Raw genomic sequence first — 24564 nt, 5'->3', positions numbered from 1 at the left:
CTACGCAACGAGGGACGCGTCCGTCTTCACCGACTTCTGCAACAAAAAACCGGAAATCTTACTACCACAGGCGAGCAGGTCGGCCGGGTCCATGCAGGCGGCTTCGGGTGCCGTGATGCCTGGGCTACTGATACGCGGCAGGATCTTGATGAGGGTGGCTACGTCCATGTTCAGCAGCTCGACCAACTGCACGCCGCGCAGCTCGCCGGATTGTGGTTTGCGCAGGGTGATGGCGTCGATCAAGGTCTTGCCACGGATGATCGGGGTGTCCAGGGTGACTGTGTTGTCGTCAACCGGGGGCAGCGCTTCGAGGGTATCTTCAGGTTTCATGTTTGGCTCCAGCTTGCGGGATGAACCGCCCCGATCGGGGCGGGAGGGTCAGATGCCGAGGGCTTGGCGCTGCTTGTCCAGCATGTCCACGCCGTTCACGTTCTCAATGAAGTTGAGCAGGTCGATTTCGATGATTTCTTCGTTATCGACGATCAGTTTGTAATAGGTGCAGGTAGTGGTGATGCTGTGCTCGGTGTCTTCGCCTGGCTGTGCATCGCCCATTTCTATGGTTTCATGCCGGCCGCGCATGACAACCTCCACGGCGCTGACTTCTTCGGTGTCGTCCTGCTGGAAAGCACCCGTAAAGCGCAACGCGATACCCGAGGCATTCACGGCGCCGAACTGTTTGAGGGCAATCAGATCCAGGCCGCCGGTCTTCCATTCGAACTGGATACCGTCGTCCGAGAAGCCAAGGTCGGCCTTGACCGGGCCGTTCATGCCGCCGCCGCGATAGGCTTCCATCTTGCGGCCGAGCGGCGGCAGGGTGACGGACTTGACCACGCCGAGGTAGCTATTGGCGTCGTTGAACAGGTTGAGGTTCTTGAGTTTGCGGGGCATGGCCATGGTGGGGTTCTCCGTTGCTCTGGCACGGGGTCAGCTCCCCTAGCGGGGAGGCCCGGGTTAGCTGTTGATCTTGCTGGCGAAGTCGATCAGGTAGCGGTCGGTGATGCGTTGCCGCAACGTGAGGTCTTCCAGCGGCGGTACCGGCGTGTAGTCGTAGTCCAGGAACAGCTTGCCGGCCTTGAGCGTGTCCTTGTCGTTGGCGTCGTCTGGGTACCAGCACTTACCGCCAATCAGGTAGCCCGCCGCGATCAACTCGCGGAACTTGGCGTTGATTCCTTCGATGATGTCGCGCACCAGGGAGGCGTGCATGGGCTTGTCCACGGCCCACATGTGCGCTTCGGCCATGGTGTCGGCAAGGATCTGCGCGGTGCGGGTGTAGTTCTCAAAGGCAAACAACGGGTCTTCGCTGGTGGTGCGGCTGCCCCAGAAGCGAAAGCCGCCTTCGTTGATGAGCGTGGTGACTTCGTTGCTGTTGAGGTAGTTGGCGTCGGTGGCCGGGTTTTGCAGATCCCAGAACACGTCGGCGCTGATGCCGGTGACGCCGTTGACCGCGACGTTAGACAGGGTTTTGTGCCAGCCCACTTCCTGATCGATCTTGGCGCGCAGGCCCAATGCTCGGGCCACAGCCGAGGCGGTGACGGTCGCGTTGGTAACGGTGCTCCAGTTCTGGAACTCAGGCCAGATGACCATGACTTCGCGGGCACCGAAGTTGTCCCGGTAAGCGACCACCTCTTCCTTGGTTTTGCAGCCCCAGGCGCTGACGTAGGCAAAGCCGCGCAACTGCTGAGCGATGGTGACCAGGGCGGTGGCTACTGGCAGGCTGTCGAGGCCAGGTACACCCAGAATGCGCGGCACCATGCCAACGCGAGCCTTCGCCGCGAGCAAGGCTTTCATTCCGGTGTATTTGCCCTCGGCTGTAGTGGTGCCGATCAAGGCGCTGGTGGTTTCTGCCTCGGTTTCGCCTTCCTTCACCCGCACAACGATGGTGTAGGGTTTGGTCTGATCGGCGATTGCCTGAAGACTCTTCGCCAGTGTGCCGGTGGTGCCGGCTTTGCCGACGGCGGTTTGAACATTGGTCAGCAGTACCGGTGTATCGAGCGGGAAAACGGTGGCATCAGCGTCGTCGGCCGTGCAGACCATGCCGATAACAGCGGTGGGGATGGTGCGAATGGGGCGGGTGCCGTCGTTGAGTTCGATGACCCGCACGCCGTGAAGATAATCGGCCATGGGTTTGCCTGCGCAGTGATTGGGATGACAGTGCACAGGCTGCCGCGCGCGCGCCGGCTGGGCGAGCGCGGCAGTTTGTAGTGAGGGAGGTTACAGGGATAAGGCTGGCATACAGGTCGTTAATGAGTGTGCTCGGCGAGCCAGAGTGGGGCCACTGGCCGATGCTCTGCCATGGGAAACTGGCCCGCTTGCGGCCAATCACGCAGTTGGCGTCGGTATACCTGGAGCGCGACGTACTGGTCCGCAGTGAGCGTGGTGCTCATACCGCTTTCGGATTCGTCACGGTGGCGCGCAACCACGCCGTCTGTAGCTGACAGCTGTGCCGCCCGCCAACCACGTTCTATCTCGGACAGTTGCTCGGTGGGCACCGGCGGGCGCTCCATCAGCGAAGGGGGCTCAGTATCAAAATTGATGGTCTTGTTAGCCATCTGACCGTTCAGCAGCTCTTGGTGCAATTCGACCGATATCTCAATCGCATCAGCTGGCAGCTCGCCACCCAGGCTGATGTCGTAAAAGAGTCGTGTTGCCTTGCTGGAATAAATCATAAAGCCCCCTTAAAAGCCAAATGCGTGGACCCGGACGGCCGACTGGCTCGCGGTATAGTTAGATTGCAAAAGTACCTGCCCGAGTCCGTTGGGCATACCCGCCACGAAGGGTTGACCGTTGCTGTCATAAATGGCGCTATCCGTCAGGCTGACAGTGCAGCCAAAGAACTGGTTAGGGAAAGCGGTCGGCAAGTTGAAGACGACTGCCTTGAAGGCTGACGCGAAACTTGCCGTCATCCATTGCTCCAGCAGGCCTGATGGGTGTCTCTGGTAACCGTTTGGTGCCAACAGCGCACCGAACTGACGCGTTTTGCCAGCGACACCCGTGCCGGTCATCATCCAGATATTGGAACCTACGTAGATGCAGTCAACGTAGGTGTCAGGCGGGATCGAGCGATTAGCAGGGGTCGCTAATACGTCGTTGCTCTCTTGGATTTTGTCAGCTCCCTGCACCGCGACCGCCATGGCAGAGATGCCCCAGTTATGCAGCCGAATGACCGAACCGGAAGGCAGCCCAGTTGCATCAGGCAGGCTATAGGAGTTCGTACCTGCGCCGGTGAAATGCACAATGGCGCCGATGTGCAAAGGACTCCCAGGTACCGCACCCGACAGGGAATAAAGTCCAGAGTATTGGACTCCCCTGGACTGGACAGCTTCGGCCGTCATGATCTGATCGCTGACATCGAACCGCGGCGCTTTTGTGGCCCTGGGCGTCCCCCTCAGGATCGGATTGATGAAATCTGATTGCTGAAGGTAAATATTCGCCCCGTCGCTGAACAGGAGCGACGATTGCCCCTGAGTTACGACGACGCCCGTCCCTGCTGCCGTCTTGACCGTCAGCGTAAAGTTCCCGGTCGTGGCGTTCCATATCTGATAACGCCCCAGCGCCGTGGGCACGATTAACACCTTGTTGCCGGTCAACGCACCGGTCAACACAATTAGCCCTGCCCCCAACTGGGCGGCGGTCACCACGATATTTCCTGAGCCTGCGACGCTGATCACGCTGCTGCCGCTCAAGGCCTGCTGCACGAAGGCGGTTGTCGCTATCGAGTTGTCGATATCCCCAGCCGGCGGGGTAGGTGCTCGCGCATCACCGGTAAAAACTGGATTGTTCAGCGGCGCTTTAGTGGCTAACGCATTGGTGACTGTCGTAGCAAAATTGGGGTCATCGCCCAGCGCGGCAGCAAGCTCGTTGAGCGTATCCAACGCCCCAGGCGAGGAATCCACCAGGGCCGCAAGAGCTGCCTGGGTGAAGGCCGTGGTCGCCAGCTGATTGGTGTTGGTCCCGACGGGCGCTGTCGGAGCCGTTGGTATATTTGTAAATGCCGGGGAGCTGATCGGGGCCAAGCCTTGATTTACGTTTTGAAAGTTCAGCGGCGTGGTTCCTACCACAATGGTGCCGTCAGTCAACAGTTGCCAGCGTGTATCCGCTTGTGTGACCCCCTGTTCGACGGAGACCTTAAAGGCGGAGGTGACCTCGGCATTACTATCGGCGTCGGGTGCGCGCTTCCAAGCCTGTGGGTCAGCTACCCAAACACCGTTATCCTTGGCAGCCGATTGGTTCTTCACCAGTACCCTGTCCCCTGCAACCAACGTCACCCCATCGATAGTCTGAAGACCTGCCAAAGCAATATTTGCGATTGTTGCTACCCGTACCGACTGCTTGCTGTCTAGCTTGTAAAGTTCTTCCAGGATTTTGGAATCCACATACTGACGGGTAGCCAGCACAACCGAAGGATCGATCTTCAATTCAACGTTGGCGGTATTGGCAACAATCAGATTCATCCGCACAACCTGTGTACGGCCTGAGCCCTGCGTCAGTAGAGGCTTGAAGCTCGGCGCGCAATTGGCGACAGCCACCAGATCGCCTGCGGCGTCGTACAACCCAACCTCACGAATCCACCAGCCCCCCACGTTCTCGGGAATGACCTGCTCAGCGATGATGATGTTGGGGTTGGATGGATCGACTTTCAATTGATTCAACGGGGCTCGTCGCCGCTCGTTGATCAACTGCGTTTGCTGTTCGTTAGGGATCGGGTCTGTGTCGTTGGCATCGCCGACCCCCATTTGCGCAAAAGTCCAGGGAATGCCCAAGGCATCGGCGTTTGCCTGCTTGGCCTTGCCTATGGCGGTGAGGATGGCGAAGAACTGGCTATTTTGGTCTGTCATGGGTAGATGTCCATGGTGTCGATCTGATGTTCACGGCCACCCTGATGGATGTAGCCGGTGACCTCGATGTCACGCTGCGTGGGTGGGTAGATATCGATTTCGTCGCCTTCGGTGATACAGGCGCCGAAGTGAACAAGGCCGGTGGTTTCCAGGCTGATGGCGAGCCCGGTGAGGTGGCGTGTCAGGGGCTTGGCATCGTCGATCAGCCAGGTGAGTTCCTGATACATCTCTTCGGTGATACCGGTATCCAACACGCCCACCTTGAGCCTGAAGGTGGCGCGAGGGCCGACCGGCACGGTCTGCCACCATTCGATGATTTCAATCAGGTAGCCGAGCGGTTCAACAACGCGGCGCAGTGAGCCGATGGTGCCTTTGCGCGAGTGGATGTAATACGCGCTGCGGATGGCTGCCCGCTTGGCCGCTTCGGTCCATTTGCTGTCCCAGCGATCCACGGAGAAGGCCCAGGCTAGGTAGGGCAAAAGGGGCAGCGGGCAAAGGTCGGGGTTGTACAGCGTGCGCAACGGAATCGGCACACGCTGGATCTGAGCCAGCGCTTGAGCCGCTTGGCGCTCTAGCGGCGTCGAGTTACTGGGGAGCAGAGGCGCGTCGGCCATCATTCGACCCCCAACGCCAAGTCGATGGCCGTGCAGTACGGGGCCTGGTACTTCGTGGCAACGATGTCCACCCAGTTCTCCAGCACGACCTTGCGCACACCCTCGACATGCAACGAGGCGTGGATAATCGATTCCGAGACTTCCAGACCCAGGCGTCGCCGTTGGTGCACGAAGGCTAGCAACTGCGCATTGGCCGCCGCGAGAATCAGCTCGCTCTCAGGGCCGGACGTCGAAAGAAACAGCTTGGCCTTGACCTGGTAGTTGATGACTTGGGCACTTTGCACGGTGAGCCGATCCGCGACAGGACGGCGGTCGTCGTCGCTGAGGTAAGCATTGACCTTTGCCAACAGCGCGGGCGAGGCGGTGCCGTCGCCTAGGATTGATTGCACGGTCACCACCGCCTCGGCCGGGGCGGGACTCTCGGCAGTGGCATCGGCCACCTGGCCGTCAGCAGACCGCGCATGGAAGATGTAGCTATTGCGCGGGCCGGCTGTGCTCAGTCCTTCCCACGCCATTTGAGCCCGCTCCCGTAGGCTGTCGTCGCTTTCCATCAGCAACGGTACCGGCGGCACGGCCGTGGGCTTGGCGGCCTGGATGACCAGGCGCTTGACGTTGAAGTTGCCGGCCAGATTCTCCAGGTCACTGCCCTTTGCCAGGGCCAGCATGTTGGCGACGGACGCCTCATTGACGCGCTGACGCCAGACTGTCTCGCGGTAGGCGTTCTCCTGAAGCAGTTTGGTCAGCGGCTCAGATTCCAGCTCAAGCCGTGCAGCGATTTCAGCTTGCTCCTCGATGGGCCACAGGCTGATTGCATATGCCTTGCGCTCGGCGAGGATCAGCTCGTAATCGATCTGCTCAACGACCTCGGGCGCGGGGAGCTGGCCCAGGTCAATCGCGACGAATGAGTTCATGCGCTACCCCCCAAGTTCAGAGGCACGCTCAGGCTCAGCGGCTCGTTGCTATCGACAATGCTGCCCTCAATGTCCAAGGAGGATTGGCCTTGCAGCGTGGCGTCCTGGAACTGCACTCGGCTCAAGCTGATACGCGGCTCCCAACGCATCAGCGCCATGACGGTGGCCGCGTACACCTGCAAGCGGGTGATGTCGTTGAACGGATGGTCCACCAGCTCGGGCAACAGGCTGCCGTATTCGCGCCGCATCACCCGGGTTCCAATGCGCGTGCTGAGGATGTCGCTCATGGACTGGGCGATGCTTTCCACAGTGGTGATGGCGGCGCCGGTGTGTCGGTTCATTCCGATTTCCCCGTCTTACCGCTGCCAGGCATGACGTCGCCGTGCAGGTGTTTCACCAGGCTGATGCCGGCGGCCACCACATCCTCTGACACGGTGACTTTGCCGGTGACCTTCTGGTTGCCGGTCTGGGTGTAATCGCCCTGGTGCGTGATGTTGCCGACGATGTTGATGCCGCCGGTGCTGATGAGGTTGGTGGTGCCGCCATCGATGAGCGTGGCGTTGAGGTGGTGAGCGATGCTGTCGTACTCGATCACCGTGCCGTCGCGGTAGGTGACGCGGTGTAGACCCTCGCGGTCGCCGTTGGCGGGGATTTGGTCGCTGAAGAGGCCTGTCAGGGCGACGCCGTTGCCGAGCTGGCCCGAGGGGCTAAACAGTAGAACTTGTTCATTGACGGTCGGGGGGTTCCACTCCCGGTCAGCGCCGGCCCGCAGAGCGACCCACGGTAGCCAGGCGGTGGTCAGGGTTCCGGTTTTGACCTGCACGCGCGGGGGCTGCATCTGGACGGCAGCGATGGTGCCGAAGCGGATGAGGTTTTCGATCAGGCGGGCGAGGGTGGCTAAGTCGTTCATGGCACCGATGGTGGCGCCACGCGTGCGTGAGTGCATTACCGCCACTTTGTAGATCCCACCTTTACAGGTCTGGATCGCTTTATACTGCTCGTGTAACAGCCAGCCCTCTCAAAGGAAAATGAAATCGTGGGGAAGAAAATTTCTACCGTGGCGAAAGACACAGCGAACAAACTGCCAATCACAGACTATGTGGAAGCATTATTAGACGTCCTGACTGATAATGAAGTGGCAAAAGAAGTTCCTGTGGTTTCTACAGCTTTGGCAATGTTTAGGGGGTATAAGCACTACAGGGAGGAAAAATTCCGAGAAAAGGTCCGAGAGTTTGTGTCAGCTGCGGGAAAGTTTACACAAGAAGAACTGGAAGCGTTTTCTGTGGTGCTAGAGGCTGAAGGTAAAAGTGAACAGTTCATTAACGAGCTTCTTGAAATCATAGAGCGTGCAGACTCCGAGCAAAAGGCCAAAATTTTTGGCGGTGTATTTCGTCGGCTTGTTAAATCGGAAATCAGCTATTTGCAATTTCAGGATCAGATTGTATTTACGAAAAACATGGTGTTGACAGATATAGTCAATTTTGTCCATGGGTATCATAATGGTGCCGTTTTGGATGGTGGTCTCGGTGATGTCCTTTTCATGCAGAAAATGGCAAGGCGGGATATTGAAGTTGTATCCAAAATTTCAAATATGCTTGAGCAGGAAACAGAGCATCGGATAAGAACCACTTATACTCTTACAGGTGTTGGTACTTGCTACCTAACAACCCTGCATCAGGTCTTTGAGGACCGAATAGACCCTAATCATCTTTATAAAAAATAATTTCATGATTCTAAGAAGTGGGTGAGCAACCCGTCCTTGAGCATATCAAGTTCGGAATCGGTGAATCCCAAGATTTCTCGTTGCGCGTATTTCACATCGGGTGCCCCGCGTTCAGCTCGATCTTTTAGGCCGTACTGGTGCACCCGGGCAATGCGGGCAATTCGTCCCGTGAACCCAACGCTTATGGCATTTCCATCACCTTGGACCTTCAAAAAGCTCGCCGCGCGCAGCTTCCGAAACATCTGCACCTTTCGCTTCACTCGTCCTTGTTTCCCCCGCAGGTTGCGCTGCTTTCGCGGCGCGTACTTGCCTCCGTCTGGGTTGCGCTGGGTGATGATCCGCTGCTGCTGACTGCGCCGCAGGGCTTGCCCGATGCTGCGGGCCAGTTTGGTGCGTGCAGCCGGTTCCAGCTGTCCTAACAGGCCGGCCGCCCAATCCTCCAGCGTTTCCAATCGATTGGTCATTTTGAAACGACCCACTCACTACCGGTGCCTTGCGCCCCAGGTACCCACGCCGGGTCGAGGAACGCGGCTACGCGCTTAGGTTCGCCTGGGTGGTGGACGGTGGTATTGCCGTCGGCGTCTTTCCCCACAACCACACGCTCGGTCAGCGACAGTGTCAGGCTCAGGTCCACCTTGCTGTTGTCCAAGATGTCGGCCTCGAACTGGATACCCTCGGCGGACTTGTTCAGGTTCTCCAGCAGTTCGGACTGGTTCACGCTCAGCCACCCCAGCAACGGCAACATAACGTTGTCGGGGTGACCCGCGTAGTCGGTGAGGATGACCTGTAAATCAAAGCTGTATTCGAACGAGAGCGAGGCAGCCGCGGTGCAGCGGATTTTGCCGTTGTCGATGAAGATCAACAGCCGGTCGGGGTTGTGCTTCAGTTCGGCCACGGTGGCGAGCAAGTGAGCCTTGAGGCTGTCGGGCTTGTTCATGGTAGGGCCTGTTGGTGCTTATAAACCATATCCACCTGACCTGCGCATTCAGCCCACGCGGCTTCGACGCGATCCTGGTCGGTGAGTTGCTCGCCGTTATTGAGCGGGCCCGTTGCCGGCAGCGTGCAGGGCACCACGGCCGGACAGCCACTGACGATAAGCGTCGGCGCCGGTGAGGGCGGGGCGCTCGCGCAGCCGGCGAGCAAGCTCAGGCAAAGGCTGGCCAGCCCAGTCGCGAAGGTCTTCGTTTTCACGTTTCAGTGCCTCGATGGTTTGCTCGCGCTTTGCCAGGCCTTGGCGCAGTTGATTTTGTTGAGTCCGCAGGGCGCCCTGGGCAATGCGCTCGTCGTTCAGAGTGGTTTGCAGCGCACTCAGGTTTGAACGCAACCTGTCAGCTTCATCGCGAGCGGTTTTAGTATCCTTCGCAGCTAGTTCGGTATTTTTCTCGGCCACGGTGATGCGTTGCTCTTGGCCCCAGATGAGTAGCGCCAGGGCGCCAAGCAGGGCGATACCGTAGAACGCCTGGCGCAGGTTACTCATGCGCGGTACCAACCCAGTTTGTTCATGGCGCCGACGTCCATCAGTTCCAGAGGTCCTCGCACGATCAGCACTTGGCAACCCGACTTCATGCGGTTCAAGGCTTCGAGCAGCAGCCTCATATCCTCTTGGTCAGTATTTTCCGGCACCACCAACAAGTTGCCGTCCTGAATATCCAGTTTGCGCACCGCTTCCAGATCGATCATGCCGCCACCGCCTGGCCGCAGCCGCAGTCCGCGTGCCGCTCGTAGGCGCGCTGGAGCTTGATGTCGTACAGGTTTCGCTGGTAGTTCGGGCCGTTGTAGAGCTTCGCGAATTCGGGCCATTTGCGGGCCTTCAACGCCTTATGCAGAACCGGGTCGGTCTGGATGAAACGCACGAACGCGGTGAACTGCTGAGACTCGCCTGCGCTCATCTCCTCGACGAATGCCTGCACGCTGGAGTAGCCCAGCCGCTGCCAGTGAAACCCCATGATCTGGAAGGCGCCCCAGGAGGCGGATTCCAGCGCGGCGGTGTCGTCGATCAGACGTGCATGGCTCAGGCGCTGGTGCTCAGCAGTGCCACCGGCATAGCCGCCGGATTTCGGATTGACGATGGCCGGATTGGCGACGGCCAGTTGGTCGGCGTGGCGTTTGAGTTCGTCGGGGTTGTCGCCCTCGTGGCGTGGGGTGACGAGCTGGCGGTACATGATGTGCCGCTCGAACAGAATCACCGGCTTGCCATTCGTCAGGAAGCCTTTGCCCTTGGATTCAACCTCGTTGACGGCATAGATGCTCGCCAGTGGTATGTCGAGGATCTGCGCGGCCTGCACCAGATCTTCATTTTTCAGCAGGAACTGGCAGTCACCGCCAGCCAGGCTGGCCTGGGTCTTTTCGCCGGCAACGCCATCGGCGACCAAACCGACTTTCAACTGATACGTCCGCACTGCCGCTTCGGTGGAATCGCCATAGTCGCCGTCCACCACCAGCCCGGCGCCTTGGTCGTTCAGGTTCTTTTGCAGGATGCGCACCGCTTGCGAGCGGTCGCCGTGGCGAAGTGTCGTCATAGCTGTTCTACCTTGCGGGTGAAGAACCTTTTGGCGGCGGCACGAGTTCCCTCGACGCCGAGCAAACCGATCACACCACCGAAGAAAGGCGCGGTGGAGGCGGGGATACCGAGCAGTGCCAAGCCATGACTGGCGGCCAGTGCAAGGGCGCCGCAAAGGGGGGCCTCTACTGCCATTCGGCGCAGGGTTCCGCCGCCGTACATGATCCGTAGGGCGGCGATGGTCAGGGCCAGGATGCCCGCGTACAGGGCCGGCCAGTTCTGTTCGAGCCAGGCGGCGAGCCAGGCCCAGGTGTCGGGACGTTCAGGCATGCGCTTCATTCCGTAATCCAGAGTGGGTGGGTGTGTAGGCTCGTTGCTGGCTCTTCAGTCCCATAGGTTCACCATCTGCCGCTGTGGAGCAGCGGCCTGGGCTTCAGGCATTTGCACAGACAGGCCTTGGGGCAGGATCGGACCGTAGTCGGCCAGGCCGGGGTTGGCTTCGAGTACCGCCTCGGTCACACCGGCGGTGCGGCCGTAGTGACGCCAGCACAGGGCGTCAACGGTGTCGTTCTGGAAGGCGCGGACGGTGACGGGCATCAAATCAACTCCACGGTGGTGCGGTTGATTCCAAGGAAGTCACGCACGGCCCAGCGCAAGTCGCGGCGGTAGTCGTCGATATTTGGCGTGAGGTCTTCGGCGTTCTGGTTGCCGCTGTTGGTGGTGTCGTAGGAGCGGTAGCGCTCACACACCTCGGCGCCGGTCGCGGCTTCGATGGCGCGGCGGTAGAGGTGCACCAGTACCGGCACGTTGTTGATCTTGTCACCGGGAACGTCTGCCAGTTCGGCATGGTCTGCCGCTTGCTGGATGACGCGCCATTCGCTCAATTCGCGGTTGACGCTGATGGCGGCGGCGACAGCGGCGGTTTCCAGGCGATGCGCGGTGACGCTGGCGTCAATCCGTAGCGTGGCGCGCAACTGATCCAGATCGATTGAGGGCCAGAAGGCGTCGGTGTTGATATGGCCGCTGGCGACGGGGCCACTGGCTACGAATCCGCTCATGGAACAGCACTCAAAAATAGGTCGCCGGTGGTCGGGGCTTCACGTTCAGGAGGAGCGGCCTGGCCGATCCGCCCCGAGCCGGCGGGGTGCGTGGGGACGCTCGGTTAGCCGGCAGGGCCGGCAAGTTTGTTGAGCAGGCGTTCGGCCCGCTCCAGATCTTTCTTGCCACCGCAGGCGTCATGCAGGGCGATGGCTTTTTTCAGCAAATCCACACCGGCCTGGAGCTTGCCGGGTTGGCCCGGGGCCTCTTCGGTGATGCCTTCCAGCGTGGCGCGGCCCATGGCGAGAAACAGCTTGGCGCGGGCCTGGTCGGGCATGTCTTCGGCGTCGGTGAGTTCGGCGGTGCGATGCAGGATTGCCAAGTCGAACGGCTCGCCGACCTTCTGGGCTTTGAACGCTGCTGTCGCGACTTCCTCGGCGACCAGGCAACCCAAGGTGCGGGCGAAGCGGTCGGGCATAACCATCTTGTGTTCCAGCACGTAGGTCGCGATGTCGAGGCCACCGGTGAAGTCGCCGGCATCGAAGCGCCAGATCATGACGGTGGTCAACACCTCGTCCTGTGCACCCTGGCCGCCTTCCAGCACACCTTGCACGTAGGAGTCATAGCTCGGCAGCAACTGACGCTTGAGTTCAGCTTTGCCCTGGTTGGACTGGACCTGTTTCAGGCGCAAGCGGTCTTGCAGCAACTGGTTGAGCTGGTGCTCGTAGGCCGTGGCGCCGGCCATGGTTTGGGTGGGTTCGGTCGCTGCCGACTCGATGGCGGCAGTGACACGTTCAAAGTGACGGCGGCAGGGGTTGGTCATGATGGCCGCCTCAGTTCAGGGTGATGTTTTCGGCCATGGCCGCGCAGCCCAGGTCTTCGATGACGTAGCTTTCGTTCACCGATTCGAAGTTTTCGATGCGGTCGCGCTTGGCGTTGTCCACGACGGTGCGGCGCCGAGTGCCTTCCTGCCAGTACAGCGACAGGTTATCCAGACGGGTGACGAGCAGGCCGTTGGCCGGGAAATGCGGAACACGGACGGCCGGCAAGTTACCGAGGCGCTTTTGACTGGTGACGATGTCGGCGGCCAGCATTTCGGTGGGCGCTTGGACCTTGTTGATGATCGGGAAGTACTTGTCGGCCAGCAACTGGCGACCGCAGATGACCACCAGTTCGGTGTCCTCTTGATACCAAGGTTCGATGAACTCGTTGACCATGCTGACGACCAGGGCGTCGATGTTTTCGAAGTCCTTGCCGGCACCGATTTCGATTTTGCTGCTGCCGGCCACCACTTCATCCAGAACTCGGGCAGGGTTTTCCAGGCGCATCTTTTGAAGCCAGCCGATGTTGACGTCCTGCAACAGCGGGTTGGTGGCCGGGTTGGATGTCGCGGCGCGGCTGATGCCGTTCCAGCCGATCATGATCCGGTTGAGGGCCTGGGCCTTGATGATGGCGTCACGGATGCGTGCCTGGAAGTCCTTGAACTTGGCCCACTGGTCCAGCTTCTGGTAGCGCAGGCTGGTATCGAAGTTGGTTTGGGTGCAGGTGTACCCACGGGCGTCCAGGCCGCTTGGGTCACGGGGCTCGCGATCTTTGAGGGTGGTGTCGGTGGTGCTGGCAATGGTGCCGTCGATACCGATGCCGACCTTTTCACCCGACTGTTCCGATACGCCGTAGACGTTGATGGCGCTGAGGAACGCGCTGGATTCTTGAATGCGGGTTTCCAAGGTCTGGGCGACGCTTGGGTCTGCGGTGAATTTGGTGGTGACGTCAGTCACCCCATGCAGCTGCGCCAGTTGTTGCAGGTAGGCGTTGAACAATACTCGGGTGTCGTTACGCATGTTGATTGTCCTTCATTATTCGGGGCTGTGGTTAGGCTGACTGTCAGCAGTCGGTCACGACCAGGTCATTGCCGCCGGTTACTGGCGGACGCGTTTTCTGGCTGTGGTCCTGGGTGGTGGAGAGCTTGTCTTTCAGCTCTGTGAGTTCCGTGCTGACCTGGTCGAGCCGGGTTTTCAGCCCCGCCGAAAATTGCTTTTCTGCGGTCAGTTGGTCGGGCAGATCCTTGACGTGTTCGGCGATGGCTTCGACGGCTTCGCCGATCTGGGCGAACTCGGTGTCGTCCTTGGCCTGCTTGCCAGTCAGCAGCGCTTGCACCTTGCTGAACAGCTGGGCGCCGATGCTGGGCTTCTCTTCGATCTCTTCGAACTTCAGCTCGGTTTCCACCGCCTCGGTAAACATCGATGTTGCCGAGTAGTGGCGATCCTTGAAGGGGCTGGCGTCAGGTTTCTGGGCAGAGAACGCCAGAACGTCGGTGCCCAGGCTGGCGGGCGAGTCGGTGACCGCCAGGCCGACGATGTAGGCCTCGCCGGTGTCGGCAAAGCTGTCGTCGATTTCGATGGAGGTGTAGATCTTCTGTTTCGCCTTGTTCATGGCGATCAGCTCTTGGGTCGGCTCAACCTGGGCGAACAGGGCCAGTTTCTTCTGGCCGTTGATGTCCACCTCTTCGGTTTTCACAGCCAGCACGTCGCCGTAGGCCTTGAACGGACTGTCGGGCAACAGGCTGCGAAAATGCTCCAGCCAGATACGGGCGCCGTAGGTGGACGGGTTGAAGTTCTTGGCGGCCTGTTCCAGCCAGCTGCGTTTGATGGTGCGCTTGTCCGAAGTAGCGCCCTCGACGGCGACGCGGAACCAGTTGCTGCGAAACTTCTTCATGCCGGGAATCCTCAGTGCGTGGGGCGCCTGCTGGGTTGAGCAGTGCGTTGCAATGAGGGGCATGGTCGTCACGGGCGCGAGCGGCGGCAACGAGACGGGACTGTAGGCGAGGAGGGTACAAGGGGCGGCGCTATTGAGTCGCCGTCATGGGCGGCAGCATCTCGGCCATGACGACGACCACTCTGCTGCCTATCGATCCCCGACGCCAATCCAAGTTCCTGTATTGGATGGGTTGGCGTATCTGCGAGATTGCCGAGGCTACGGGCGAAAAAGAAAAAACGCTACACAGCTGGAAGGCCCGCGACGAGTGGGACCGCGCCGACAATGTCGAACGCATCGGCGGCGCCCTGGAAGCGCGCTTGGTGCAGTTGATCCTCAAGGACAACAAGACCGGCGGTGACTTCAAGGAAATTGACCTGCTGCACCGACAGCTTGAACGTCAGGCCCGCATTCAACGCTTCCAGGGCGGCGGTACCGAAACCGATCTCAACCCGAACCTCGCCAAGCGCAACGAAGGGCCGAAGAAAAAATCCCCGAAAAACGACATCAGCGAAGACCAGATCGAGCTGCTGCGCGAGGCCTTCATCGACGGCTGTTTCGATTACCAGAAAGACTGGTATCGGGCCGGCAACCAACGCACCCGCGTCATCCTCAAGAGCCGGCAGATCGGTGCCACGTACTACTTCGCCCGCGAGGCGTTCATCGACGCCCTGGACACTGGTCGCAACCAGATTTTCCTGTCTGCATCAAAGAACCAGGCCTACCTGTTCCGGGGTTACATCCAGGCCTTTGCCCGGGAAGTTATCGGCGTCGAGCTGACTGGTGACCCAATTGTGCTGCCCAACGGCGCCGAGCTGTTTTTCCTCGGCACCAATGCCCGCACCGCCCAGGGCTATCACGGCAATTTCTACTTCGACGAGTTCTTCTGGACGTTCAAGTTCGAGGAGTTGAACAAGGTCGCCTCGGGCATGGCGATGCACAAGAAATGGCGGAAAACCTATTTCTCGACCCCGTCGAGCATGGCCCACGAGGCGTACACCTTCTGGACGGGCGAGCGCTTCAACAAGGGCAAGCCCGCCGCGCAGCACACCAAGGTTGATGTGACCCACGGCGCGCTCCAGCAGGGACGGTTCTGTGAGGACCGGCTGTGGCGCCAGATCGTCACCATCCTCGACGCGGAGCGGGGCGGCTGCGATCTGTTCGACATCGAAGAGCTGCGCCGGGAGTACAGCCCCGAGGCGTTCGCCAATCTGCTGATGTGCGAGTTCGTCGATGACGGCGCGAGCATCTTCCCGCTGTCGGTGTTGCAGTCCTGCATGGTCGATAGCTGGGTGGAGTGGGCCGAGGACTACAAACCGTTTGCCATGCGTCCGTTCGGCGACCGCCAGGTGTGGGTCGGCTATGACCCGGCCGAGACGGGCGATTGTTCCGGCCTGGTGGTGGTCGCGCCACCCCTGGTGCCCGGCGGCAAGTTTCGCGTGCTCGAGCGCCACCAGTTCCGTGGTATGGACTTCGCCGCGCAGGCCTCCGCCATCAAGGGCGTGTGCGACCGCTACTGGGTGACCTACATCGGCATTGACGTCACCGGCCTGGGCAGCGGCGTGGCCCAGCTGGTGCGCCAGTTCTTCCCGGCGGTGACCACCTTCAGCTACTCCCCCGAGGTGAAAACCCGCCTGGTGCTGAAGGCCTACGACGTAATTCACAAGGGCCGGCTGGAGTTCGACGCCGGCTGGACCGACATGGCCCAGTCGCTCATGGCTATCCGCAAGACCATCACCGCAGGCGGTCGCCAGTTCACCTACACCGCCGGCCGCAACGACAACACCGGCCACGCCGACCTGGCCTGGGCGCTCTTCCACGCGTTGCACAACGAACCGCTCGAAGGGCAGACCGCTGCCAATACTGGGCGAATGGAGATTTACTGATGACCGAACAACTTGCCAGCCAGGAGCTTTTGCCGTCCGCCATCGATGCCGCCAGTGCGGGTACCCAGGTGTTTAGCTTCGGAGAGCCGACGCCGGTGTTGGGTGGTAGGGAGGTGTTCGATTACCTGGAGTGCTGGTTCAACGGGCGGTGGTATGAGCCGCCGTTGTCGCTCAACGGCCTGGCCCGGTCGGTGGGGGCGAGTGTGCACTTGCATTCGGGGTTGATGTTCAAGCGCAACCTGTTGAGCAAGACGTTTATTCCGCATCCGATGTTGTCTCGGGCGGCTTTTGAACAGTTCGCGTTGGACTTTCTGTGCCTGGGCAACGCGTATCTGGAGAAACGCCGCTCGGTGCTGGGCGGTACGCGGCAACTGGTGCCGTCGTTGGCGAAGTACATGCGGGTTGGGCCGGAGGGGCAGTTCTACCAAGTGCAAGGGTGGAAAAACGAGCACGCGTTTGAGCCGGGCAGCATTTTTCATCTGCGCGAGGCGGATTTGCATCAGGAGATTTATGGGCTGCCGGAATGGATCAGTGCGTTGCAGTCGGCGTTGTTAAACGAGTCGGCGACGCTGTTCCGGCGCAAGTATTACGAGAACGGTAGTCACGCCGGGTTCATTCTGTACATGACGGATGCGGCGCAGACTGAGGCCGATATCGACGCTCTGCGTAAAGCGCTGAAGGAGTCCAAGGGGCCAGGGAATTTTCGGAATCTGTTTGTCTATTCGCCCACGGGAAAGAAGGACGGTATTCAACTGATTCCAGTCAGCGAGGTCGCGGCAAAGGACGAATTCAATTCGATCAAGAATCAAACCCGCGATGATGTGCTGGCGAGCCTGCGCATTCCGCCGCAGTTGATGGGCATTGTGCCGCAAAACGCGGGTGGGTTCGGGTCGATCAGGGAGGCGGCGCAGATTTACGCGGCCAACGAACTGGAGCCCATTCAGACGCGGATGACGCAGTTAAATCACTGGCTTGGGGAGGAGGTTTTGCGCTTCAAGTCCTACGAAACCGGAGGGGAGGCTTAATGCCAGCGGGTGCCACACGGCCCTGGGGCGCTCATGTGTAGACTTCGGACGGAGTTTGGTGAACCACTTCGGCTGGCTATTCGGCTTTGTTGACATAATTATTATTTGAGTGGACACTGTCTACTATTCATTGCAACTGAATACAATGTATACAAGCCATTCTGGAGCGTTTATTATGGCCTCGCCAGTCCTGTCCTTTCGTGTGGAATCCGAGTTGATCAATCAGCTTGATCAACTCGCCGAAGCAACCGATCGGGATCGTCAATACCATCTCAAGCGCGCGCTAGCACGTTATGTTGAGTCCGAGTCTTGGCATTTTCGAGCAGTAGCTGAAGGCATTGCGGATGCAGAGGCGGGCAACCTAGTCGACTTGGATGCCGTGAAGGCTAAGTGGGTGGCCCGTGCCGAAAATCGCATTAACCAGCAAGGCAGGAAGTGATCTTGACGGAATCTACGAGCATTATGCGCCGTTGTTAGGTGCTGAAGCCTCAGAAGGCGTCGTGTTTCATATTATTGAAGCACTGACTATGCTGGAGACCTTCCCTCATATGGGCAAGGCCTCGGATATTCCTGATTGCCGCGAGCTGATCATCTCGAAATATCCCTACCGAGCGGTTTACACGCTTAAGGCCGACACGATCAGAATTTATCGAATCCTGCATCAGCATGCCGAGCGTCCCGAAGACTGGTGAGCCTAGAAACAAATAGTCCCGCCGTTTGGCGGGATTATTTTGTGTTCGATTTAACGAAAGGATCGTACTCGTAACGCGACTAATCCTTTCCGGGCGGTGGCAATCCCAGTTTTTCGTGGTGCAATTCGTTTAGGCCCGCAGCCAATTGCCCATAGGCGGCCCAGTCGATGGCCTCAATCTTAGCCATCGCCGCTAGGTAACCATGGGCATACTTGGTTTTTTCGATGACTTCAGTTTTGGTTGATGCCGCTGCCACGGCCGCTATTTGTTGCTGACAATGCATGAGCGCGCTTTGGCGCTCCTGGCTGCTGAACATCGGCATGGCAGGCGTTCCTTTCTTAAGTGTTTGTCTTCGTATCAGGCAGGTTTAAAGGGGAATTCCTCATGTCGCGTCGTGCCAAGGGTGACCGCTGCAACGGCCAGCGATGTCCACCCCTTTCCCGCTGAAAATCACCGGACCAGCGCCGGGTCGGAGCCGGGATTCTGGAGCCGGTGTGATCCACCACGCACCCAGCCGCCACCTCGACGGTGTGATATTCGGTAAAAGCTTCGAACAACAGCAGATCCCGACCGCCGCATTGCGGGCAATGGTTGTTGTGGGTTATTCCTCCAGCGCGATCAGTTGCATCACGGTGGTCGGCTTGGGCTCGGTCCGCGTCACAATGAGGCCCTCGACAGTGCCCGCTGCTTTACCGTTGTAATAAAACCGTCCCTCGTGAATCTCCCCGACCTGCCAGGCCTCGGGCCCCTCGTAGTACAGCCCCTTGCGCACGACACCCAGGCGGGTGCCCTCGTAGTGAAGCGCGTAGGTCTGTTTCGGATCAAACTGTTCAGCCATTGCGACGACTCCTTGTTGCGACAGCGCCTGACCGGGATGGCCTGGCGGGGGCTTTCGGCTATCAATCGTATGCGGACTTAGCCGCGCACGTCCATCTGCACTGCTTACTGAACGCCGCTGCCTTTCGGCGCCTGGCTCAGCAAATCCAAGTGGTACTCCGTGAATTGGTTCACGCTGTCCTGGCCCGCATATACGGCTAGCGCCCGCAGCCTTGATCCAGCAGCGCCTGCACCCGGACTTGCTTGATGTCTTCAACCGCCATCGGTGCCGCTCCTTGTTGAATGTGGCGAGGACACGGCCAATTCGACCTGTAATCGCCGCAATATGGTGCGTTTTTTGGGGCAGTGACGTGCCTCACAACTGGCGCGCGCCGTCGTCCCCCCACCTCGCCTGCGGGCTAAATGGGTTGTTTTTTCTGCACACCTGCGGACCTCTCTCGGCGGCTCAGGCTGGGCGCTTGCTTGGCGTTTGGGGGAGGGCAGAAACCTGCGGAACCCTGCGAGGGTGGATGCTTCGCGCAACGCCTATAAGCACGCACTGACGGCTGAATTTCTGTAGGTGCCTCGGGAAAAAGGTTAGTTTTTTTTTGAGGGGATGTGGCCGGGTTGGAAGGCCCGTATTTGTTGGGCTTGAGACCTAACTTTATTGGGTTAGGTTGGGTTAGGTAGAAGGTTAGTATTTCGTAATATGCTGTTTTTAAAGGAATTAATATATTGAATATTTAACACTAATAAAGGTTAGGAAATAACCAGACCTAACCAAAAAGCTAACCTTGCCGATCCTCCGTATAGCCATGACAGACAAGGCTTTAAGGGCACTCAGCCAAAAGCTAACCTTCCTAACCTCTTTCCCGTGGGTCAACATGAAAACGCGAAATATGCCTAGGGCGTGCCGCATTTGGAGGTGCGTGCTGCATTGCGCAGTGCTCACGACCTTCACATTCACGCGCCCGCACTCTCACTCACACAGCTTCACGTAATTGGCGTTTTGGGGAAGGGGGCTGGATCGACAGGCGCTGGCAATGGGAACATTGGCGCAACCGTGTGGATCAGCGCAATCGCTGTCGCCAACTCGCCCAAGTCTGGATCTTTACGCTGCAGAGTCCTCAGCGCGTACATCTGGCGTTCGGTGATGGGTAACGACACGTCTCTTTTCTTTAGCAAGTACGCTCAGACCCAGCGCAGCGGTAATGGTAGACCGGCCTGCCGGGGTCTGGTTTCTACCGGGCGCAAAAAAGCCCGCCGGAGCGGGCCTTGATGTGGGGGGTTATTGAACATAGGCGCGTTATGGGTATTGGTACAAACCGCCTAATGGGGTTTTGTTTGGGGTTTCTTTTCGTCATCGCTACGGTGCTTCGTTACCCATGCGCTCCAAGCTCCGCCTATAAGTCCAGCAACTGCACCGGCTACAGCTATAGCAGGGAGAGAGGGCGCCGCGATGGCGGCAACCATGCCCACTGCAGCAGAGCCCCCTACACTGAGCGCCAGAGAACTGGCGACTTTGGCAGCACGCTCTTGCTGGAGTTTCTTGGCTTCGCGCAACTTCCGAGCATTGCGATGACGCACAAATCCACGCATTTCACGCTTCATGACCCTTTGGACTAGAGCTTCCTTTTCTGCTTTGGTCAGGGTCGAACTTTTTGCTTCGAGAGCATCATCCAGCAAGACCTCCAACTGATCCTTAAGATCCTCGACGGCCTCTGTATTCTTCGTCTGGCTCATTACGCGCCTCCCGCTATGCAGCAGATGACTTGTTGGGTCTTGTATCCAGCGTACAGCACAAGGCATGTAAGTACTGTAGCAAACAATTTCATAGGCCAACCAGGTGCCCAGTTTGTATCCGCAGCCTTTGAAAAAATCGCTGTGATGAGCATCAGGAAGCACGCAAGCGCGATCAGCCAGCAGAACCACGGGATTGGCCCCATGGACTCCAGTCCCCAGCCCTTAACTCCCGCCTGGATCGCTAAAACCGCTGCACCGTAGAGCCATCCGAGAGAGTCAATCGCCTCATCCCACTTAAAGCTGAACGAAGAGGTTTGAGCAATCTTAAAGCAGCCTAGTAAGGCCCAATACAGAAGTGCTGTTCCGACCAACGGCAACATACCTTCCCAAACCAGCCATTTGAGCGATGAATCCATTAATAGTTCTCTCCATGCGGCAGGTGCGCATGGTGGAAGCCGCGCTTGGCGAAGTCAATCAATGCTCTCGCGCTCGGCAGAGTGGGTGGTACGAAAGTGGTACGGGTTTGTTTGTCGTGCGCTACAGGGCGCGTATTACATGGCCTGTAGAATTAGCAGTTCCAATCCATCATGGGTGCAACGCTGAAGCGCCGGGACAAGGTCTGCGGGGGAGCTGGGTATAGAGACATCGGATATCTGGACAGAAAGGCGGAGGGCCGCAGTTTATCAGGAAAGCGCTCAGCGAGGTCTGAAGCCACAGGATCGCGCAGTTCCAACTCCCTCACGTCCACGAGCACAAACTCTACCGCCGGATGAAGAAGGGCACCCATCGCCGATGTCCTGCCAAAGACCGCCCTAGCCCACTTGTCGGATGGCTTGCAGCACCAGGCATCTCGGTCGATATCTCGGAATAACGGCAGCGCTACGCCGACCCTTTCCAAGAGAGACAAAAAACATGAATGTCAGGACTATGAACCTCGCCCCGAGGTCTGCCACTTTCTTCTCGCTCATTGTCCTGGTGGTTTTTGCCCTGGGCATTGTCGCCCTGTTGCAGATGGGCAAGCTGCGAGACTCGGAGCAGGATGTCGAAACCAACTGGATGGCGAGTACCCGTGAAGCCGGCAAGATGCAGACAGGTATCTTGCGCCTGCGCCTTGAAAGCATCCGCATCACCGTGACCACCGACGAACAGCTGCGCCAAAGCCGCATCGCTTCGTTGAGCGGCTACCGCAGCACGCTGCAGGAGGCCCTCAACCGTTACGAGCGCTTGATTACCGGGCCGACAGAGCGTGAGCTCTACCAGGCGGTGTCCGTCGATGTGCAGCAGTATCTCAAGCTGTTGGACGAGCTGGAGCCGTTGCTGCGAAGTGGTGACAACGCTGCTGCCATTACCCTGATCAATACCCGCATCAGCCCGATGACTAATACCCTGCAGGACAAGATGAGTAAGCTCTTGGACTTTAACGACGAGGGCGCCAAGCGTGCAGGGCTGGATGCCGCGTCGACCTATAGCCATGGAGTAACGTTGGTGATTGGCCTGCTGGTGATGACTGTGGTACTCACTGTGGTGCTGGCTGCGGTCTTGACCCGAAGCATCACCTCGCCCATCAATGATGCGCTGGCCGTAGCCGAGCGCATCGCCGGCAGCGATCTGTCCCGGGAGATCTTGATCAGTGGCCGCGATGAAGCCAGCCGCCTGCTGGCGGCCCTGGCGAGGATGCAGAGCAACCTGCGGGAAACCATTGCCCGCATCGCCGACTCGTCCACCCAACTGGCATCGGCTTCTGAGGAAATGACCGCGGTGACCGAAGATGCCAGCCGCGGATTGGTGCGGCAGAACGATGAGGTCAATCAGGCTGCCACCGCCGTGACCGAAATGAGCGTCGCGGTGGATGAGGTCGCACGCAATGCCGAAGCCGCCGCCCAATCTTCCCGCGAATCCATGGAGTTCACCCGCTCGGGGATCGAGAATGTGGCGCAGACCCTCAAAGCCATCGAAAGCCTGGCCGGCAACGTGGCCAGCACTGGAGACCAGGTCAAGGCCTTGTCCGGCAGGGCCCAGGACATCAGCAAGGTGGTCGAGGTGATTCGCGCGATTGCCGAGCAGACCAACCTGCTGGCGCTGAACGCGGCCATTGAAGCCGCCCGCGCCGGCGAGCAAGGTCGCGGCTTTGCCGTCGTGGCCGATGAAGTCCGGGCCCTGGCACATCGCACCCAGCAGTCAACCCAGGAAATCGAACAGATGATCAGCGCGATTCAGTCCGACTCGACCCAGGCGGTGGGCGCAATGAACATCAGTGCCCAGATGGCCAGCAGTTCAATCTCGGTGGCACAGAACGCCGATCTGTCGCTCAAGCAGATCGCCGAGACGATTACCCGTATCAATGAACGCAACCTGCTGATCGCCACCGCCTCCGAAGAGCAGGCGCAGGTGGCTCGCGAGGCCGATCAGAACCTGACCAGCATCCGCGAGCTGTCGATCCAGAGCTCGGCGGGTGCCACTCAGACCGCCGGCGCCTGCAGTGAGATGGCGAACCTGGCGATTGAGTTGAATCGCCTGGTGGCGAGCTTCAAGGTCTGACCGATGCGGGCGAAACGTCATTTCCATGCCAACTATGGGCGCATTGTTAAGCAGGTCGTGGTATCCGTATTGATTTCCACAAGGCTCAATGCCCCATCGTGAAAGCAACAGCCGGTATCGATGTATACGACATTACCCAAGTGGATGATGCTCGGTACGGTTGTGTGCCCCACATAAAGTCGGCTTATTCCCCGAATGGGGTCATTATTCCGCTGTTCGATTCTCCCTCGGGCATACAAGGCTGTTTGCAGGGCGCGGTGGCGGCTGTCTTCGCCAAAATGTCCGGACAAGGCGTCTTTGGCGGTCTGCCAGTCGCCATCGTCGTGTATTAACGGCGCTTCGGCGTGCACGATGCCAATTTTTCTACCGTCTATCAGGTCAACTTCAATGATCAGCGGAAGTTCCTGGAGAACCTTGGACAGTTGGTGCTGGGTCGTGGCTGCCAGCTCATAGAGCCAGGCTCCGCCGTTCCGGGTGTGCCTGGCAATGTCACCCTGTCCGGACACACAGTCGATGAGCATCTGTTCATGATTGCCCCGGACTGCGTGAAACCAGGGCTCCGTGAGCCAGTTCATCACGTCCAGGGAGTCCGGGCCGCGATCGATCAGGTCGCCAACCGAGAACACACGATCCCGTTCAACATTGAAATTGGCGTTAACCAAAAGCGACTTCAGAAGTTTGAAGTGTCCATGGACATCACCTACGACAAAGTCCCGGCCTTTTCCATTGGGGGAGAACGTTCTGATCGTGTTCATCGTCGGCATTTCATGTGGAGAGGGGAGAAGAGGAAGCAGCTTGCTCGCTCTTCTGGCCCGATAACATTATTTTTTCAATTGATAGTCCTGGCCCCACACCCGTACAGAACTGATGGGCTCGTTCTGCCCATCGAAGATGAACTTCTGCCGCACGGCGGCCTTGGGTGGAACAGTGACTTCATCCGGGTTTTCCATTGCCTTGAGGCTGTTGGCATAACCTGCCTGGTCGATAGCCAGCAAGACACCCGTCTGCCTGAGGTTGATCAGGCGCAGTTGCGTGTCGGTACTGTTCTTGAAACCGAGAGTGACTGTAAGGTTGTCATCACTGGGCTCCAGTTTCAGCACCTCGACGCCAATGCGCTCTTTCATTTGTTCGCCGGAGGAAATGATCGCTGCGCCATCGGTGCCCTGGGCCGATTCGCGGCCATCGAGTACACCCTCGCTCACACCGCCCAACAGGTTCTTCCCAGCCGTGATGAACGATGAAACGGCGGCTTTGGTCGAGTCCTTGATGAGGCTGCCATCGGCCGGTTCAGCTTCGGCGAAGCTCAGCGTGCTGGCCAGGAGGCTGGAGACGAAGAAGAGGGCGCGTGACGGCGAGAGAGTCATACTGGAGTCCTTGAGGATGATCTGCAGCGTCGAGGCATGCAATGGTTGCCGAGTTTATCGCTGACCTACCCGCAAGATGAAATAAATCCATCAATGCGGCTTCGAATGAGACATGGATTTGAGCG

The 24564-nt window shown here is 58.9% G+C and carries 31 protein-coding genes and 3 pseudogenes; 7 read left to right on the top strand and 27 right to left on the bottom strand.

Annotation, left to right across the window (positions count from 1 at the left end; all coding sequences use genetic code 11):
* The 9 genes and pseudogenes from CGA22_RS02160 to CGA22_RS02120 form a co-directional block, all read right to left on the bottom strand.
* Complete coding sequence (locus tag CGA22_RS02160; RefSeq protein ID WP_041021934.1) at nt 1–330, bottom strand: phage tail assembly protein; 330 nt, start codon at nt 328–330, stop codon at nt 1–3.
* Between the two features lie 48 nt (nt 331–378).
* Nucleotides 379–894, bottom strand: coding sequence for a phage major tail tube protein (locus CGA22_RS02155; RefSeq protein WP_024778243.1), 516 nt, complete (start codon nt 892–894; stop codon nt 379–381).
* A 57-nt stretch (nt 895–951) separates the two neighbouring features.
* On the bottom strand, nt 952–2121 hold the full coding sequence (locus CGA22_RS02150) for a phage tail sheath protein (RefSeq protein ID WP_041021935.1): 1170 nt from the start codon (nt 2119–2121) through the stop codon (nt 952–954).
* A 119-nt stretch (nt 2122–2240) separates the two neighbouring features.
* Nucleotides 2241–2666, bottom strand: coding sequence for a phage tail assembly chaperone (locus tag CGA22_RS02145; RefSeq protein WP_041021936.1), 426 nt, complete (start codon nt 2664–2666; stop codon nt 2241–2243).
* Nucleotides 2667–3680: 1014 nt separating this feature from the next.
* Nucleotides 3681–4835, bottom strand: a pseudogene (locus CGA22_RS27360) (phage tail protein); the annotation flags it as partial.
* A complete protein-coding gene (locus tag CGA22_RS02135) occupies nt 4832–5449 on the bottom strand; it encodes a phage tail protein I (RefSeq protein WP_041021961.1) in 618 nt (205 codons plus the stop codon). The pseudogene CGA22_RS27360 and the gene CGA22_RS02135, both read right to left, overlap by 4 nt.
* A complete protein-coding gene (locus CGA22_RS02130) occupies nt 5449–6360 on the bottom strand; it encodes a baseplate J/gp47 family protein (protein WP_041021937.1) in 912 nt (303 codons plus the stop codon). The genes CGA22_RS02135 and CGA22_RS02130 overlap by 1 nt, the downstream gene beginning before the upstream one ends.
* Entirely contained in the window at nt 6357–6701 is a 345-nt protein-coding gene (locus CGA22_RS02125; RefSeq protein WP_041021938.1) for a GPW/gp25 family protein, read from the bottom strand. The genes CGA22_RS02130 and CGA22_RS02125 overlap by 4 nt, the downstream gene beginning before the upstream one ends.
* The gene (locus CGA22_RS02120; protein WP_041021962.1) at nt 6698–7270 is read right to left on the bottom strand and encodes a phage baseplate assembly protein V; all 573 of its coding nucleotides are present in this window, start codon (nt 7268–7270) and stop codon (nt 6698–6700) included. Before CGA22_RS02120 ends, CGA22_RS02125 begins: the two co-directional genes overlap by 4 nt.
* A 126-nt stretch (nt 7271–7396) precedes the next feature.
* On the opposite strand from CGA22_RS02120, the gene CGA22_RS02115 reads away from it, so the two are divergent.
* On the top strand, nt 7397–8083 hold the full coding sequence (locus tag CGA22_RS02115) for a hypothetical protein (RefSeq protein ID WP_041021939.1): 687 nt from the start codon (nt 7397–7399) through the stop codon (nt 8081–8083).
* Between the two features lie 2 nt (nt 8084–8085).
* Here CGA22_RS02115 and CGA22_RS02110 read toward each other — a convergent pair whose 3' ends face one another.
* The 12 genes and pseudogenes from CGA22_RS02110 to CGA22_RS02060 form a co-directional block, all read right to left on the bottom strand.
* Nucleotides 8086–8547 carry a phage virion morphogenesis protein gene (locus tag CGA22_RS02110; protein WP_041021940.1) on the bottom strand — a complete coding sequence of 154 codons (462 nt, stop codon included), beginning with the start codon at nt 8545–8547 and terminating at the stop codon, nt 8086–8088.
* A complete protein-coding gene (locus tag CGA22_RS02105) occupies nt 8544–9020 on the bottom strand; it encodes a phage tail protein (protein WP_041021941.1) in 477 nt (158 codons plus the stop codon). Before CGA22_RS02105 ends, CGA22_RS02110 begins: the two co-directional genes overlap by 4 nt.
* Nucleotides 9017–9205 (bottom strand): annotated as a pseudogene (gene lysC / locus CGA22_RS27050) (Rz1-like lysis system protein LysC); the annotation flags it as partial. The gene CGA22_RS02105 and the pseudogene lysC, both read right to left, overlap by 4 nt.
* Nucleotides 9117–9560, bottom strand: a complete 444-nt coding sequence (gene lysB / locus CGA22_RS02100) for an Rz-like lysis system protein LysB (RefSeq protein WP_024778254.1) — start codon at nt 9558–9560, stop codon at nt 9117–9119. The gene lysB and the pseudogene lysC, both read right to left, overlap by 89 nt.
* Nucleotides 9557–9763, bottom strand: a complete 207-nt coding sequence (locus CGA22_RS02095) for a hypothetical protein (protein WP_041021942.1) — start codon at nt 9761–9763, stop codon at nt 9557–9559. Before CGA22_RS02095 ends, lysB begins: the two co-directional genes overlap by 4 nt.
* Nucleotides 9760–10602: an N-acetylmuramidase domain-containing protein gene (locus tag CGA22_RS02090; RefSeq protein WP_041021943.1), complete on the bottom strand. Its 843-nt coding sequence runs from the start codon at nt 10600–10602 to the stop codon at nt 9760–9762. The genes CGA22_RS02095 and CGA22_RS02090 overlap by 4 nt, the downstream gene beginning before the upstream one ends.
* Complete coding sequence (locus CGA22_RS02085; protein ID WP_177329241.1) at nt 10599–10922, bottom strand: phage holin, lambda family; 324 nt, start codon at nt 10920–10922, stop codon at nt 10599–10601. The genes CGA22_RS02090 and CGA22_RS02085 overlap by 4 nt, the downstream gene beginning before the upstream one ends.
* A 45-nt stretch (nt 10923–10967) precedes the next feature.
* Complete coding sequence (locus tag CGA22_RS02080; protein WP_024778258.1) at nt 10968–11180, bottom strand: tail protein X; 213 nt, start codon at nt 11178–11180, stop codon at nt 10968–10970.
* Nucleotides 11180–11641 (bottom strand): head completion/stabilization protein, encoded by a 462-nt coding sequence (locus CGA22_RS02075; protein WP_041021944.1) that lies wholly within the window; start codon nt 11639–11641, stop codon nt 11180–11182. Before CGA22_RS02075 ends, CGA22_RS02080 begins: the two co-directional genes overlap by 1 nt.
* 104 nt (nt 11642–11745) lie before the next feature.
* A complete protein-coding gene (locus CGA22_RS02070; RefSeq protein ID WP_041021945.1) occupies nt 11746–12444 on the bottom strand; it encodes a terminase endonuclease subunit in 699 nt (232 codons plus the stop codon).
* A 10-nt stretch (nt 12445–12454) separates the two neighbouring features.
* Entirely contained in the window at nt 12455–13462 is a 1008-nt protein-coding gene (locus tag CGA22_RS02065) for a phage major capsid protein, P2 family (protein ID WP_041021946.1), read from the bottom strand.
* Nucleotides 13463–13505: 43 nt separating this feature from the next.
* Nucleotides 13506–14336 carry a GPO family capsid scaffolding protein gene (locus tag CGA22_RS02060; protein WP_041021947.1) on the bottom strand — a complete coding sequence of 277 codons (831 nt, stop codon included), beginning with the start codon at nt 14334–14336 and terminating at the stop codon, nt 13506–13508.
* 167 nt (nt 14337–14503) lie between these two features.
* Here CGA22_RS02060 and CGA22_RS02055 point away from each other — a divergent pair, with 167 nt between their 5' ends.
* The 4 genes from CGA22_RS02055 (at nt 14504) to CGA22_RS02040 (ending at nt 17978) form a co-directional block, all read left to right on the top strand.
* Nucleotides 14504–16261: a terminase ATPase subunit family protein gene (locus CGA22_RS02055; protein ID WP_041021964.1), complete on the top strand. Its 1758-nt coding sequence runs from the start codon at nt 14504–14506 to the stop codon at nt 16259–16261.
* Nucleotides 16261–17286, top strand: a complete 1026-nt coding sequence (locus tag CGA22_RS02050) for a phage portal protein (protein ID WP_041021948.1) — start codon at nt 16261–16263, stop codon at nt 17284–17286. The genes CGA22_RS02055 and CGA22_RS02050 overlap by 1 nt, the downstream gene beginning before the upstream one ends.
* A 175-nt stretch (nt 17287–17461) precedes the next feature.
* Complete coding sequence (locus CGA22_RS02045) at nt 17462–17725, top strand: CopG family ribbon-helix-helix protein (protein ID WP_041021949.1); 264 nt, start codon at nt 17462–17464, stop codon at nt 17723–17725.
* The gene (locus CGA22_RS02040; RefSeq protein ID WP_041021950.1) at nt 17688–17978 is read left to right on the top strand and encodes a type II toxin-antitoxin system RelE/ParE family toxin; all 291 of its coding nucleotides are present in this window, start codon (nt 17688–17690) and stop codon (nt 17976–17978) included. The genes CGA22_RS02045 and CGA22_RS02040 overlap by 38 nt, the downstream gene beginning before the upstream one ends.
* 79 nt (nt 17979–18057) lie before the next feature.
* On the opposite strand, the gene CGA22_RS02035 is transcribed toward CGA22_RS02040, so the two are convergent.
* The 4 genes from CGA22_RS02035 to CGA22_RS02020 all read right to left on the bottom strand — a co-directional run bounded on the left by CGA22_RS02035 (nt 18058) and on the right by CGA22_RS02020 (nt 20953).
* Nucleotides 18058–18300 (bottom strand): hypothetical protein, encoded by a 243-nt coding sequence (locus tag CGA22_RS02035; protein WP_041021951.1) that lies wholly within the window; start codon nt 18298–18300, stop codon nt 18058–18060.
* A 279-nt stretch (nt 18301–18579) separates the two neighbouring features.
* Nucleotides 18580–18816, bottom strand: a complete 237-nt coding sequence (locus tag CGA22_RS02030; RefSeq protein ID WP_041021952.1) for a hypothetical protein — start codon at nt 18814–18816, stop codon at nt 18580–18582.
* Nucleotides 18817–20123: 1307 nt separating this feature from the next.
* The gene (locus CGA22_RS02025) at nt 20124–20537 is read right to left on the bottom strand and encodes a hypothetical protein (RefSeq protein WP_041021954.1); all 414 of its coding nucleotides are present in this window, start codon (nt 20535–20537) and stop codon (nt 20124–20126) included.
* The gene (locus CGA22_RS02020) at nt 20537–20953 is read right to left on the bottom strand and encodes a hypothetical protein (RefSeq protein ID WP_041021955.1); all 417 of its coding nucleotides are present in this window, start codon (nt 20951–20953) and stop codon (nt 20537–20539) included. Before CGA22_RS02020 ends, CGA22_RS02025 begins: the two co-directional genes overlap by 1 nt.
* A gap of 412 nt (nt 20954–21365) precedes the next feature.
* Here CGA22_RS02020 and CGA22_RS27355 point away from each other — a divergent pair.
* Both CGA22_RS27355 and CGA22_RS27350 read left to right on the top strand, forming a co-directional pair.
* Nucleotides 21366–22220, top strand: a pseudogene (locus tag CGA22_RS27355) (MCP four helix bundle domain-containing protein); the annotation flags it as partial.
* Nucleotides 22212–23075, top strand: coding sequence for a methyl-accepting chemotaxis protein (locus CGA22_RS27350; RefSeq protein WP_411157113.1), 864 nt, complete (start codon nt 22212–22214; stop codon nt 23073–23075). The pseudogene CGA22_RS27355 and the gene CGA22_RS27350, both read left to right, overlap by 9 nt.
* Nucleotides 23076–23107: 32 nt before the next feature.
* Here the strand turns inward: CGA22_RS27350 and CGA22_RS02010 are convergent, their stop codons facing one another.
* Together CGA22_RS02010 and CGA22_RS02005 are read right to left on the bottom strand one after the other, a co-directional pair.
* On the bottom strand, nt 23108–23830 hold the full coding sequence (locus CGA22_RS02010) for a metallophosphoesterase (RefSeq protein WP_041024289.1): 723 nt from the start codon (nt 23828–23830) through the stop codon (nt 23108–23110).
* Nucleotides 23831–23896: 66 nt separating this feature from the next.
* Complete coding sequence (locus CGA22_RS02005; RefSeq protein WP_041024290.1) at nt 23897–24439, bottom strand: hypothetical protein; 543 nt, start codon at nt 24437–24439, stop codon at nt 23897–23899.
* Nucleotides 24440–24564: the final 125 nt, after the last annotated feature.

Origin of the sequence: Pseudomonas sp. PSB18 (genome assembly GCF_014596565.1) — a bacterium.
Lineage (GTDB): Bacteria > Pseudomonadota > Gammaproteobacteria > Pseudomonadales > Pseudomonadaceae > Aquipseudomonas.
Note: the sequence above shows the minus strand (reverse complement) of the source record. Positions and strands in the feature narration are given on the sequence as shown.